At 35.5% G+C, this 14,619-nt stretch carries 11 protein-coding genes; 6 read left to right on the top strand and 5 right to left on the bottom strand.

Annotated elements, in window-relative coordinates; genetic code table 11:
* Positions 1 to 26 precede the first annotated feature (26 nt).
* The 3 genes from GQR60_RS10070 to GQR60_RS10060 all read right to left on the bottom strand — a co-directional run bounded on the left by GQR60_RS10070 (position 27) and on the right by GQR60_RS10060 (position 3,314).
* On the bottom strand, positions 27 to 278 hold the full coding sequence (locus GQR60_RS10070) for an NAD(P)H-dependent oxidoreductase subunit E (protein WP_124992796.1): 252 nt from the start codon (positions 276 to 278) through the stop codon (positions 27 to 29).
* 126 nt (positions 279 to 404) lie between these two features.
* On the bottom strand, positions 405 to 1,589 hold the full coding sequence (locus GQR60_RS10065) for a SpoIIE family protein phosphatase (RefSeq protein WP_124992795.1): 1,185 nt from the start codon (positions 1,587 to 1,589) through the stop codon (positions 405 to 407).
* Positions 1,590 to 1,598: 9 nt separating this feature from the next.
* A complete protein-coding gene (locus tag GQR60_RS10060; RefSeq protein ID WP_124992794.1) occupies positions 1,599 to 3,314 on the bottom strand; it encodes a [Fe-Fe] hydrogenase large subunit C-terminal domain-containing protein in 1,716 nt (571 codons plus the stop codon).
* 763 nt (positions 3,315 to 4,077) lie between these two features.
* Between GQR60_RS10060 and GQR60_RS10055 the strand changes: the two genes are divergently transcribed.
* Both GQR60_RS10055 and GQR60_RS10050 read left to right on the top strand, forming a co-directional pair.
* Complete coding sequence (locus GQR60_RS10055) at positions 4,078 to 5,523, top strand: ABC transporter permease (protein WP_160463453.1); 1,446 nt, start codon at positions 4,078 to 4,080, stop codon at positions 5,521 to 5,523.
* Between the two features lie 30 nt (positions 5,524 to 5,553).
* A complete protein-coding gene (locus GQR60_RS10050; RefSeq protein ID WP_124992792.1) occupies positions 5,554 to 6,396 on the top strand; it encodes an ABC transporter permease in 843 nt (280 codons plus the stop codon).
* A 76-nt stretch (positions 6,397 to 6,472) separates the two neighbouring features.
* Here the strand turns inward: GQR60_RS10050 and GQR60_RS10045 are convergent, their stop codons facing one another.
* The gene (locus GQR60_RS10045) at positions 6,473 to 6,850 is read right to left on the bottom strand and encodes a RidA family protein (protein ID WP_124992791.1); all 378 of its coding nucleotides are present in this window, start codon (positions 6,848 to 6,850) and stop codon (positions 6,473 to 6,475) included.
* Positions 6,851 to 6,920: 70 nt separating this feature from the next.
* On the opposite strand from GQR60_RS10045, the gene GQR60_RS10040 reads away from it, so the two are divergent.
* Positions 6,921 to 7,493, top strand: coding sequence for an anthranilate synthase component II (locus GQR60_RS10040; protein ID WP_124992790.1), 573 nt, complete (start codon positions 6,921 to 6,923; stop codon positions 7,491 to 7,493).
* A gap of 51 nt (positions 7,494 to 7,544) precedes the next feature.
* On the opposite strand, the gene GQR60_RS10035 is transcribed toward GQR60_RS10040, so the two are convergent.
* Positions 7,545 to 10,166: a putative LPS assembly protein LptD gene (locus GQR60_RS10035; RefSeq protein ID WP_124992789.1), complete on the bottom strand. Its 2,622-nt coding sequence runs from the start codon at positions 10,164 to 10,166 to the stop codon at positions 7,545 to 7,547.
* 164 nt (positions 10,167 to 10,330) lie between these two features.
* Between GQR60_RS10035 and GQR60_RS10030 the strand changes: the two genes are divergently transcribed.
* From GQR60_RS10030 to dnaA, 3 genes are all read left to right on the top strand, one after another.
* Positions 10,331 to 11,509 carry an N-acetylmuramoyl-L-alanine amidase family protein gene (locus tag GQR60_RS10030; RefSeq protein ID WP_124992788.1) on the top strand — a complete coding sequence of 393 codons (1,179 nt, stop codon included), beginning with the start codon at positions 10,331 to 10,333 and terminating at the stop codon, positions 11,507 to 11,509.
* A gap of 58 nt (positions 11,510 to 11,567) precedes the next feature.
* On the top strand, positions 11,568 to 12,797 hold the full coding sequence (locus tag GQR60_RS10025) for an MlaD family protein (RefSeq protein WP_124992787.1): 1,230 nt from the start codon (positions 11,568 to 11,570) through the stop codon (positions 12,795 to 12,797).
* Positions 12,798 to 13,186: 389 nt separating this feature from the next.
* Positions 13,187 to 14,617, top strand: coding sequence for a chromosomal replication initiator protein DnaA (gene dnaA / locus GQR60_RS10020; protein ID WP_124992786.1), 1,431 nt, complete (start codon positions 13,187 to 13,189; stop codon positions 14,615 to 14,617).
* Positions 14,618 to 14,619: the final 2 nt, after the last annotated feature.

Below are 14,619 nucleotides of genomic sequence, written 5' to 3'. Positions count from 1 at the left end.
GAGTTTTTTAGGATTGAGAGACTTAATTAAACGAGCCCAAAAACACCGTTTAATATTTCAACGACACTATCCGGATCGACTTCCTCGTGCAGTTCATCTCCAATTTTTAAAATAGGTCCTTTGGCACAATTTCCTGTACACAATTCACCATGAAAGAACACCTTGTCTTTCAATTTATTTTCTTCCAAAAAGGTATTAATCGCTTTTAAAGATTTCCCGTTACCTCTTGAAAAACAAGAACTTCCCAAGCAAATGGTAATTTCGATTTTTTCGGCCATTTAGTAATTGTCTTTATGATCTGTTTCATGAGGATTGTTACTTTCTTCCAATTCACCAACAAGACTACCCACCAAATGGAAATTCAATCAACAATACCCCATGTTTAATATGGGTTATATTTCATTTTAAATATAACTAAGATCTACTTCTTTTAAAAACTTTTCCTCCAGTAGAGCAACAATATTCTTTACAACGGTTCTGCGTATCTCTAATTCCATTGGTAAATTAGGATCCTGATGCGCAACATTTATCTTTGTTCCATTGATAATAAAAATTTTATCACTTTCCAATAAAACCCGAACCAGCAGATCCGCCGGACCTTGTCGCAATGATGAATTTTGTTTGTAATTTTTAAGTAAGCGATATACTTTGCCCAAAGTTAAAATGCCCTCGGTAACCAAATCAATACCATTAATATGTGATATTGGCGGCAATTCCGAATCAGTAATTGTTAATTCAACCTCAATTGGAACCTGAATTTCACGAGAGATAATCCCGGCTGTTGTGCCCCCGCAAACCACCTTCTTACCCACAAATTCCACAACTTGTTTTGCCAACTGCACATCCTTCGATTTTTCGTAGGGAGGTCCCGTACATATTAATAAATTTCGTGGTTCCCGAAAATAGAGTACCCCGCATGAAGTATCATCTTTAGGTTTATTTCCATAATTAGCACAGGCCCGGTCAACAACCGAAGCACCCAATTGCCGGGCAGATATAAATGGCTGTCTGCGAATCAATCCTTTTACATACGCATCCAGATTATCCAAGCCCCAGCCAAATGGCAATCGCGTACTTCCCATTCCCGAATTGGTAACTCCATCGGAGCAGAATACAATCCTGTCTTCTTTCTGAGCCATAAACCGATATGAATACAGTACTTTTCCTTCATTGCGATCACCCGTAAGACTTAACTCTTCACAATCGGGGACAAAACTTTCCAATCCACGCAAAATAAGGCATTCAGGACTATCATATCGAATAATCCGGGTCTCACCATCGCATTCAATTTCAACAATGGTAAAAGTAGAATAACTTGCTTTTCGTTTGCTGCAAACCGGAAGAGTTTTCATAATTACTTCGGCCGCTTTACGAATATCCTTATTCACCTTCATGTAGTTCAGAATCATCGATGCCGTGAGTGTACCCAGCACATTCGCTTTAACACCACTTCCTAATCCGTCTGATAAAACAAGAACTGTTCGTCCCTCCTCTTTTATTTTCCGCGACATAAACACATCACCACAAATGGACTGACCATTAAAGTTCTTCTGCTGGCATTCTACTTCTATGTAAAAATTGGATGACATATATGACTGTTAATCTTGTGAGAGACTGTAAAATTCGACGATAGAGTTCAGCATTTCCTCTGTTTCCGAGGCATTCTCTCCAAGTAAGTAAGCAATTTTCTGCACTGTTTCCAGATTTTTTTGGTTTACAGATTTTGCTCTCGATATCACTTCTTCGCGTTGAATAAAAGGTTGCGACATGTCCCGAAGAATAGCTCCTACTATTTTATTTTTATGAATACTGAAAAGTGTAATGTGAAACATTTTGTTACCAAAACGAATATCTTTCTCCAAATTATCAACACCCGTTGAAAGTGCCGATGAAAACAACTTGTAAAAAGGAGCAATTTTATGCAAATCAGCATCCACTAAACCGGGAACTGTTTCATACAATTGTTCAATCTCGGCTCCCATCATTCTGGAAAAACTAAGATTCGCCTCTATAATTTTCAATTGCTCGTTGACAATTACAACTCCCGAAGGAATTTTACGCAAAAGTGCTGATGATTTATCATGCGCAATTTTTCGCATGTAGGATACACACATGTTTGGCTCCGACCGATCTTCAAGCAGTGCTCCTGCAAACTCCCTGCAGCTGTTGTAACCACAACCGCCACAATTAATTTCATCTTTATCGGAGTACTTCCCAACCATGGTTAGTGCTTCTTTTATATTACTCTCAGCATGTTCTCTTCGCTCTATTGGGAGAATAGAATCAAAAGTTCTTTCAATTGAAAAATCAGTTTCCAACTGATAAGCCTGCTCTTTACCAAGCTTATTGATTACCTCTAAACGTTTAATCGCAGTTGAATAGGACTTACTGGTTCCCGGTCCATTAACACAACCGCCATCGCAGGCCAAAAGTTCCAAAAACATCACATTCGATTTCTTGTACTTATCCAGATCAACTAAAACGGATTGAATGTTGGTAATTCCGGAGAAAGTCATATAAACAGCATCGGTTGCGGTGGTATTGTTCTTCACGCCCATTATCATTCCTCCATCTATTGGGTAAAGTACGCCTCTTCCTGCTTTTCCCGGAACAAAAACCTCTTCTTTCTCGTCCTCCGAAAATAAATAAGGATCGATATTTTCTTCTTCGAACCATTTCCTTAAATCCGAAAATGTGAGTGCCGCATCCAACAATTCAGGAAACTGATCACTCTCGGCTTTTTTTGCGATACAAGGGCCAATAAAAACAACATGAGTATCATCTCCATACCGGTTTTTAAGGTATTTGGAATGGGTTAAAAGTGGTGATAAAAACGGGGTTATGTAATTTTTATATTTTGGATAATGTTTACAGATCATCTCAACAACCGATGGACATGCCGAAGAAATATAAATTCCTTTATCCTGTTTTCCGATAAATTCAGACACTTTTTTTGAGACCTCCTGAGCTCCCAATGCAGTTTCAGACACATGTGCAAATCCCAATGATTTTAAAGATGCTGCAATTTGCACGTCGGACAAATTTGGAAATTCGGTAACAAATGATGGTGCCAATGAAACAATTACTTTTTGATTGCGCTTCAATAAACCCTTTACTTTATTTACATCGCTGCGAACTTTCTTGGCATTTACCGGGCAAATTAAGGTACAGGTTCCGCAGTAAATACAATCATCGTGAAGAATCTGAGCTGAATTATTAACCACCTTAATGGCTTTCAATTTACATTCCCTTATGCATTTGTAACAATCCTGACAATCGTTTTGCTCCGTATAAACAGGCTTAAAGACATCCATATTATCCTCCTTGTGTTATCTGTATCAATCAACCAAGAGCTTCTGCCCCTTTGACCTTTAGTCATACAAATCTCAGAATTTATGTTTTAGATATCAGATATTTAATACTATTCTAGAACACATCAATACTATTCATATGAATTTTAAATAATTCGCAATGGATTGCGAAACGATGCACAAAACCAATACTTTACAACACACACAATGAATTGAAAACAGTTTGGATTCAAACAAATTATATGCCCGCCTAAACTTCCCCGAAAAAACAAAGATCTCACACAAGAAACAGGTTGATTTAACAACACCTTTAAAAGTATAAGCTCTTCCAAATATATAACCATTGTTTTTCATGATCTGTTCGGTTTGTTCTTCAACAAAATTACATACAATAGCATCATTAACAGAGAATTACAATACTTATCATTGTGTAAAAACCACAAGGGTATATATAAATTACTGCTTAACGAATCATTTGAATTTATTATAAAATTCCAACTAGAAATCTGAATTAGCCATAGTACTCGCTATTTACAACAAGCTAATTAATTGAGTCGTAAGATTTCATCGAAACACCAAATACTGACTCATACCACGTTACTTAGAAAGTTTTTAGTACTAACAATAAAAACCAACTAAATCCTTAGTGGAAAATCATAATATTATAATTATATTGATAGATCGAAGAAAACAAAACCCAAAACCCTAACCATTAATGCTCAAAAACTATATAAAATCAGCCCTTAGGAACCTAAAACAAAATTATGTGTTCACAGGAATTAACACCCTCGGACTATCCATAGCCTTAGCTGCTTCCTTCATTATTATTCTTTTTGTCATTAATGAACTTAACTACAACAACTGTCACAAAAACAGAAAATCAGTTTACAGAGTTCTCAACTTTTACAATGCATTCGACCGCACTTTAACCAGAACTCCTTTTATTTTAGCTTCTACTTTAAAGGAAGAATTTCCACAGGTAGAACATGCAATTAACACCAAAAACATTAGAGATTTTACCATTCAGTACAAAGGAGAGGATATTCTAGTAAACAATGCAGTAGCGAGTAGCTCCGAAGTGTTTAACATTTTCACACTTCCTCTAATTAATGGCAATACCACGAAGGCATTGCTGGAAGATAAAAATGCGATTTGCCTATCACGAAACCTGTCCGAAAAATTATTTTCGGGGACAAATGCAATTGGGAAAGAAATTACTGCAAGTATCAACAAAGAAGAACACGTATTAACAGTAACAGCCGTATTTGAAGACATCCCCCAAAACTCAACCTTCAAAGCAGAATGCCTGATAAATAATTCATTTACGATTACATATGCGAATAAACACTTTGGAACAACTAATGCTGAAACAAATTGGGATCAAAATGGCTGGCACACATGGGTGCGCTTGATTTCCGAAAGCAATACCTCCCTGATTGACAGTCAGTTCTCTATTCTTGAAAATAAGCACATGGGCGAGAATCCTGCATATCACTATTCTTTACAAAATTTATCGGATGTTTATTTGAGATCAGAAAAAGTGATGAACAACAGCATACAGGGAAACTGGAACAGTATTAAAATATTTTCGGCCATTGCTCTACTAATTGTATTGATAGCCATGATCAACTACATCATCCTCTCAACAGCCGTTTCATCCGGCAGATCAAAAGAGATTGGCATCCGAAAAACATTTGGCGCTAAAGACAATCAGATAAAGTATCAGCTTCTTACAGAATCTATTGTGCTCACAATAATTGTATTACCACTTGCAATTGTATTTATGATTCTGGGCTTACCCTACGCCGAAGAACTTTTTCAAACCAATTTGCCCATTATCGAAGCGAACATTTTATATTACATCTTATCCTACTTCATCTTAACTGTTTTAATCGGAATTATTTCGGGTCTTTACACTTCCGTTGGATTATCAAAACTAACTATTTTGAATATTTTAAAAGATAAGAATATGACAGGCAAAAAGAAGAACTTTGTCCGGTCAGGCCTAATCATATTTCAGTTGGTTATTTTTTGCTTCTTTGTTGCTAGTGCCCTGGTTATTCGGGCTCAATATCAATATTCTTTAGAAAAGAATCCCGGCTTTCACAATAAGAATGTCTTACTAATAGATATCAAAGACAGAGAAAACTACACTCCATTCTTAAACGAAATACAAGCCAATCCTAATGTGATTATGGCATCCGGAGCTTAAAGTGGCCTTCCCACGTATAGCTTTAGTGCAATGATGCTTGCTCATCATGAAGATCAGGAAAAAAAGGTGGAAGTAGAGCAAATGCTTATTGATTTTGGTTTTCTAAAAACCATGGGCATTTCCCTTACTGAAGGCCGTTACTTCTCCACTGATTACGGAAGTGATCTTGCAAATTCATGCATCCTAAATGAAGTGGCAGTGAAAGCTCTTGGAATAAAAGATCCTATCGGAAAAAAAATTGGAGAACAGACCATTGTTGGTGTGGTGAACGACTTTTACCTTCACTCTTTTCGCTCCGACATTCCTCCTTTGAAAATCGCTTTAACAGAGAAATATCTTAAACAAATAGCAGTTTATTACAAAGATGGATCGGCAAAAAAACTCATTCCTCAACTTGAAAAATCGTGGAGAAAAATTGCCCCCGAACAGGCATTTTCCTACTCAACGGTTGAAGAAATTATTGAAGGATTTTATTCTGAAGAAAAAAGCAGATATAGTATCGTGAGCATATTTGCCTTTTTCACGATGCTAATTGCCTCTTTCGGCCTGTTTGGATTAACGCTTTTTATAGCTCAAAGCCGCACTAAAGAAATCGGTATAAAAAAGGTTTTGGGATGTTCCGACACGATTATCATTTTCTCCTTTTTACGGATCAATATTCTTTATGTAGTAATAGCCTCGGTCATCTCCATTCCAATAACATTCTATACCATGACTGAATGGTTAAGCGATTATTCGGCACGAACAGAAATTCATTGGTGGATATTTGCTCTGTCTTTCCTAATTGCCGGAATCGTGGTAACAGCAACTGTATTTATCCATTCCTACCACGCAACAAAATTAGATCCGGTTAAATCTTTACGATATGAGTAGCACCCCATAAACAGACAAAAAAAAGGCTGCCAATCCTACGATTAGCAGCCTTTACATATTTTACTCTTCTATGAATTTATTTCACCGCAATAGTTTCTATTTCAATTAATGCTCCCAAAGGAAGATCCTTAACTGCAAAAGCAGCACGGGCAGGACATTCTTCTTTGTAAAATTCGCCATAAACGGCATTCATTTCAGCAAAACCAGAAATGTCACTCAATAAGCATGTCGATTTAACAACATCCTTGTAGGTATAGCCTGCTTCTTCTAAAATATAACCGATATTTTTCATTACCTGTTCGGTTTGCTCCTTAACACCGCCTTCTACAAATTTTCCTGTTGCAACATCAACAGGAAGCTGACCTGAAATGTAAAGTGTTCCGTTAGCTTCGACAGCCTGGCTGTATGGTCCGATTGCTTTTGGTGCCTTTTCTGAATTAATAGTTTTTTTCATTTTGTTTACTCTTAGTGTTTGTAAAAAATTCGCTTATTTTGCGACATCAAAGTTAAAATAAAAAGCTTAAATGAGAATAGTAATCATAGATAATTACGACTCTTTTACCTACAATTTGGTTCATATCGTTGAGCAGTTTTGTGAACAGGTAATTGTTATGCGAAATGATGATATAGACTGGAAACAAATAACAAAATGCGACAAACTTATTTTTTCTCCCGGCCCCGGACTACCAAGAGAAGTAAAAGTAATGGGTGAAATATTGGATCAATATGCCAATTCAAAACCAATACTTGGCGTTTGTCTGGGTATGCAATACATTGGCGAATACTTTGGTGCTGAATTAATCAATCTGAAAGAAATTGTTCACGGTGTTCCAAAAACTACATTAATTGCCGACGACAACGAACTTCTGTTTAAGAATATTCCTTCTCAGTTCGATTCGGGCAGGTATCATTCCTGGACATTATCGAAAAATAATTTCCCTGAATGCCTTCGTATTACGGCAAGGGACGAACAGGATGTGATCATGGCCATCCGCCACAAAAAATTCGATTTATGCGGTGTTCAGTTTCATCCTGAATCCATCATGACACAGTATGGCAAAGAGATTCTTAAAAATTGGATTCTCAATCAGGCATAAAAAAACCAGCATGAAAACATACTGGTCTAATAATATTAATAAATTTTAGCGTTAAAAATTCACATCCTGCCAAGCCTGTTTCTTTTCGTATTTTAAATCTGCCAAAATTGAAGATTCCACATTAATTCGGAAGTTATAGGATTGATACGCCCCAAATGGTATGGTATTGAAAGACATTTGCCAACAGTGCAGGTCACGGGTAATCGTGAATTGAGAAGAGGTTACTTCTTTTGCTGTAAAATCATATCCAGATGAAAAACTAACCTTCCACTTTGGTGTTAAACTAAAATTTCCATTCACACCCATTCTCTGTCCAACTGTACTTCTTGATGTTGGTTTCGAATAAGTCCAACCGTAATCAATAGAGAACGACCAGGGAATATCAAAATCAACATATCGGGTATCTCTCCAAGGTTCAGCAGACTTATCATCTTTTTTGTCCTTCCCACTATCTCCCTTCAGGTCTTTTGACGACAATCTAAAGCCCAAATCGATAGAAGCATTGGTTAATCGTGGGCCAAACTCATTAATTCTAATATTATTTGCATTAAGTTTATACGGATCGACGGTTGAACGTACACTTAAATCCAATTTTTGATTAAAAAGCTTGGTTCTTCCCGACATTTGAATGTAAGACCAGTTCAATGAATCTGCAAACATATTATATGAGGTAGAAAATTTCAAGCTCTCAATAATCTTTACCTTTTTAAATTCTTCTGTTCCGGTTGAATCATTTGCCGTACGCATTTTTGCCTCAACATTATTATCCAAACCAAAACTAATACTTCCCGATTCCTGTGCTCCTGTTGGAGTTCCATACACACTCCCCTCAAATATTGAATATTCAACATCTTTATCAGTAGCTTCGTTTCGGTAAGTTTTGTAATATTTACTTCTGGGAATACCAATTTCAGGCGTATAACTCACACTAATACTTGGAGTCATTACGTGTCTGATAGCTGCTAATTTTGAGCTTTCCTTAAACGTATACATTCCATAAATTTTCGGACTTAAGGAAAGCGAGGCACTGGTTGAATAATTGTGTGCATATTTAAAACCCTGAATCGTATCCGTTCGAACACCACCTTCTCCATCCTTTAAGGTGGCATCCCAGCTTTTCTTGACCGATTTAGAATACAAAACACCTTGATAATTTAATGTTGGCGAAAGAGTAAGATCTTTCGTTAATTTAAAGTTCGTACTAATTGGAATACTATGTTGATAACCATTTTGCCAATCTTTAACCAATGAAGAACTCATCAGTTTTTTTTCCTTCGTATTGATTCTATTTTCCAATTTTGAAGAATAGCTCACTCCCACCTTATCATACCATTTCAAATTGGTACTTTTCCCTTTTACCCGAAACGGGTAAATTTGTGTCATATTTAATGACATACTGGGCAAGGTAAGTGAAATAGAAGTATCTCTGCTATTCTGAGAGTGACGAAAACTGGCATTCAAACTAAACGGACTGTCTGCCCATTTTTTACTGTATGAAATACTTGATTGCTTCTGGTTATTTGTAATTTTCTGTATTGATTGTGAGTTGTTTCTATCATTATTACTGGTAGAAAAGTTAACCGAAGCAGAAAATGTTCGATACGGATTGGCCTTCGCATCTTGAGTATGATTCCAACGAATCGCGAAATCGGTCGACTCCGAAAAATCGGCCAACCCCTTATCACCATAAGTATTGGAATGATATTCTGCAGCAACCCGGCCATTGAACCGGTATCTCTTTTTATAACTCGATTCCATATATCCACCCCACGATCCGTTGGCGAAAATATCACCAGTCACTGCCAAATCCAGATATTCATTAATCGCCCAATAATAACCTCCTCCGCGAAGATTGAATCCTCTTCGCTGCTCTTCTCCATAACTAGGAACAATAATTCCTGATGAATAGGAAGAACTAAAAGGAAACATAGCAAAAGGCAAACCGATAGGCAAAGGCACATCTTCCAACACCAGATAAAGAGGCCCTGAAACAATTTTATCATCCTTAATCATCTTAGCTTTTGTCATTTTCACATAAAAATGCGGATGAGGATGATCACAGGTCGTATATTTTCCATTTCTAAGATAAAAAGTTTTGTCATCAATACGCTTGGTAATTTCAGAATGAACGAATCCACCTTCCTGCTCGGTAATAATTTCATTCACCAACCCCTTGCCTGTGTCAAAATTGTATTTAAGCTCCTTACATGTAAATTCTTCAGCACCATCTTTAAACTCAGGAGTATCGATAAATGTTCCGGTTGAATCTTTTATCCCGTAAGCAAAAGCTTCTTTCTTTTCCAGGTCAAGCTCGATGTAGTATGCTCTTAACTCAATCTCACCATATTTTACAAAAGCATTCTTAGTTAAAAACACCTTTTGTCCGGTAAGGGAAAAAACAATTGTATCATCAGAATTGTATTCGATAGTTGCTTCAAAAAAAGCTTTTTTCTCCTTTTTAACAGAATCAGACACTAAAGTATCCGACGAAACTTTTAACAAAGTATCTTTTTCAGATATTTTATATTCCAATAAATGTGAAACAGCCTCAGTATTCCACTTTGTAACCGGTTGATAATTACCATAATCATTAGTCAGATTAACAAACCCGAAGCTGCTCAATGGAAATACTATTCCAATGAAAATAATAAAAACCCTTTGTAGTAATTTCAATTGCAATTTTTATCTGTTATTTTTGTAGAATAATCGAATTAAATGGCGCCAAGTCCGTTTGACCAAATTTAACAGTCACGCTTTCTTAGGACGCCAAAAATACAAATAAAAGTGCTATATTCCCTAATCGAAACGAACTTCAAAAACATTTTTTAAGTTCTTTTATGAAGATTTTTCTAATGAACATTATTCCAGAATATATATATCGTGGTCTAATTACAAGATCATCAGTCGTTTTATTACTGCTATGCGCCATTGTTCTACAACCTTTTGTTGGAATGTCGCAAAGCAGTCATTCCAAGATCAATACTGTAGTAATTGATGCTGGCCATGGGGGGAAAGACCCTGGTGCAATAAGCAAAATCATTAACGAAAAGGACGTTGTTCTAAGTATCGCACTTAAATTAGGCACTTATATAGAAAAATACTTCCCTAATGTTAATGTAATTTATACGCGAAAAACTGATGTTTTTATTCCATTAAATAGAAGATCGGAAATTGCAAACCAAAACAAAGCAGATTTATTCATATCTATTCATGCAAATGCAAATGATAATCATTCCATTAGCGGCACAGAAACCTATACATTAGGATTGCATAAAACCAAAGAAAATTTAGAAGTTGCGATGAAAGAAAATTCTGTTATGCTCTACGAAGATGATTACAGTACAAAATATGAGGGATTCGACCCAAAAAATCCGGCCTCCTATATCATCTTTAATCTATTACAAGGTATGAATAGGGAAAACAGTATTAATTTGGCAGAATTCACCGAATTTCAATTTAAAACAAGAGTGGGTCGTCACTCGAGAGGTGTTCGTGAAGCCGGATTCTGGGTTCTGAAGCAAGTTAGTATGCCATCTATACTAGTGGAAGTTGGTTTTGTCTCGAATCCTACCGAAGCCAATTACCTGAAGCATTCTGAAAATCAGGATTATCTTGCCAGTGCAATTTTCAGGGCTTTTCGCGATTACAAAACTAAAGTTGAAGAATCGAGCGTAGTTTTGGAAAGGAAAGAAGAATTGGTTCGTATTGATACAACTATAGCAACGTCTGTAATTAATGAACCGGAAACAAATCCGCAACTCGAATATTGCATTCAGATAAAATCTTCTACGAAACAAATACCATTAAATTCTGCAGCTTTCAATCAGCTTGAGAATATTAAAGAGCGTATGAGCGATGGAGTTTATAAATATACCGTTGGCTCCACTGACAAATACAAAGAGATTGTTATCCTCCAAAAGGAAATTAGAAAAGTAATTAATGACTGTTTTGTGGTTGTATTTTACAATGGAGAACGTATTTCCCTGTCAAAAGCAAAAAAACTTCAAAAAACATAAGTAGTTTTACCATTAAAATTATCCACAACCACTCAATCTGAAATTAAAATACCGAATTATGAAATTTTCAAAAGACGCAAAAATAGGACTTGTTGTTATTGGAGCCATTGTAATTTTAATTTGGGGTGTAAACTTTCTGAAAGGATTTAATGTATTTTCCAGCGAACAAGTTTTTTATGCAAGATACGAAAGGGTTGATGGGCTAAAAAAATCAAGCTCAGTTACACTAAAGGGCTATAAAGTAGGCCAAATTAAATCCATCAAATTTAGCAGCGCATCAGCAGATCATCTTCTGGTTGAATTTGCCATCTCTAATCAATTTAAACTTCCAGCTAATTCGGTTGCTCGTATTGAGAGTGCAGACATCATGGGCACAAAGGAGATTAAAATTATACCCGGCAAAGGGAAAACTCTGCTTCAAACAGGCGATACAATTAAAGGAAGTATTGAAGGTGATTTAAAAGAACAGGTGAGCATGCAGATGTTGCCGCTGAAGAAAAAGGCCGAAAAATTAATGTCTGGTGTTGATTCGGTGCTTACAGTAATACAGTATATATTTAATGAGAATACACGTGAAAATTTAAGAAAAAGCTTTGGTAGTATCGAACAAACCTTTAAAAAACTTGAAAATGCGTCGGGAACACTTGACACTATAATGACAGGACAAAAAAGTCATTTTGAAAATATTTTCGCAAATGTAGATTCAATAACAGGAAATTTAAAAGACAACAATAAAAACGTATCTACAATTCTATCTAATTTTTCAAATATTAGTGATTCCTTATCGGCTACAGATATTGCTCAAACCATAAATAATGCAAAAGCAACCCTTAAACAAACCAATGAAATTCTTGAAAAAATAAATTCAGGAAAAGGTTCTATGGGCTTATTAATTAATAACGATACTTTATACACAAATCTGGAAGCTGCTTCAAACGGTCTAACCAATTTACTGATTGATGTAAAAAACAATCCTAAAAAATATATGCACTTTTCATTATTTGATACTGGAAAAACCGTTTATATGGATTCTGAAAAATCTCAAAAGAAAAAAGACAAAGAGAATCACGTTTACTATAAGGTTCAGATTATGTCTTCTGCCTCTCAAATACCTTTGGATGACACAGTATTTAAAGGACACAGAAAGATTGAAGAAATCTATTTTAACGGAAAGTATAAATATACAATTGGGGAAACACAAAACTATAAGGATATTATCCGACAACTTAAAAAAATTCGTGATGATTTTCCAGATGCCTTTGTAATTAAGATAAGCCCTGAGAATTGATTTATATTTAAAGGTTGAAATTATAGTAAATCAAAACGTCTTAAACAACTGAAGCCCTACCTTGTAAGATCAGTTTAATAGCTTATTTAACACGCGATCGGTTATGTTTACAATGGATTGATTATAGATTGTATAATAAAGACCTTAAAGTATCGTATTCGGAAATGACTAACAACCAGAAAGTTAAACAAAATCAAAGCTTAACATGCTGACTAACTGTAATTTAAATAATTTCTTTTTTTTTACGATTCTGTATCCCTTGTTTTATATAGAGTAATAAATGTTTTTAAAAAGTCAATAGCTAAATAATTTTTTTTTCATTTTTTTTTTGACAATCTTGCATAAGCAAAATTTAGCACACCCTACATTTTTAAAACACTGACACAGAAATGAATAATCATCACCTCCAGGTTTGGAATAATTGCTTGGCTGTAATAAAGGACAACGTGCCCCCAATAAGTTACAAAACATGGTTCGAACCAATCGTACCATTAAACTTGGAGAACCAGATCCTGACATTGCAAGTACCAAGCCATTTTTTCTACGAATATTTGGAGGAGCAATACATTGATATTCTAAGAAAAACACTGCGAAAAGAAATTGGCAACAGTGCTAAATTAGAATATAATGTTGTGATGGAAAATAATCACATTGCAAATTCTAAACCTTTTTCTGTTGTAGTTCCCGGGAATAATGGCTCAAACACAAAAAATCGTCCGGTTAGTATGCCTTCTGATAAGGAAGAACTAACCATTCGAAATCCGTTTGTTATTCCTGGAATTAAAAAATTACATATCGACTCGCAATTGAATCCGGACTATTCATTTGCAAACTTTATTGAAGGAGATTGCAATAGACTGGCAAGATCAGCAGGTGTGGCTGTTTCTGAAAATCCAGGAGGTACAGCTTTTAATCCGTTGGTATTGTATGGTGATTCCGGTTTAGGAAAAACCCACCTTGCTCAGGCAATCGGAATAAAAACAAAAGAATTGTATCAGGATAAAACAGTATTGTATGTAAGTGCAAACAAATTCCAGACACAATTTACTGAAGCAATCAGAAATAATAATAAGAATGACTTTCTTCATTTTTATCAAATGATTGATGTTTTAATTATAGATGATATTCAGGAGTTAGCAGGGAAAGAAAAAACGCAAAATACATTTTTCCATATATTTAATCACCTTCATCAATCGGGCAAGCAGTTAATTCTTACTTCTGATAAAGCTCCTATTGAGCTGAAGGGAATGGAGAATCGTTTGCTTTCCAGATTTAAATGGGGACTTTCGGCAGATCTTCAGAATCCTGATTACGAAACCAGAGTTCGAATTTTACATCAGAAAGCATATAAAGATGGTATTGTACTTGATAACGAAGTGATTGAATACATTGCAAGTCATGTAACCAATAATGTTAGAGAACTGGAAGGAGCATTAATTTCGTTATTAGCTCAGTCTACCTTAAATAAAAAAGAGCTTAATCTTGAACTAGCCATTACTATTATTGACAGGTTGGTGAAAAATACCAAGCGCGAGCTTTCCATTGACTACATTCAAAAAGTAGTGTGTGACCATTTTTCATTGCCAATTGATGTATTGCAGGTAAAAACAAGAAAAAGAGAAATTGTACAGGCCAGACAAATAGCAATGTACTTCTCGAAAACACTAACAAAAGCTTCTTTGGCTTCCATTGGCTCTCAAATTGGGAAAAAAGATCATGCTACAGTGTTACATGCCTGCAAAACAGTAAACAATTTGATTGATACTGACAGAGGTTTCAAAACTCAAATTGACGAAATTGACAAGAAATTAAAAATGTAATT

Origin of the sequence: Labilibaculum euxinicum (assembly GCF_009795715.1) — a bacterium.
GTDB lineage: Bacteria > Bacteroidota > Bacteroidia > Bacteroidales > Marinifilaceae > Labilibaculum > Labilibaculum euxinus.
Note: the sequence above shows the minus strand (reverse complement) of the source record. Positions and strands in the feature narration are given on the sequence as shown.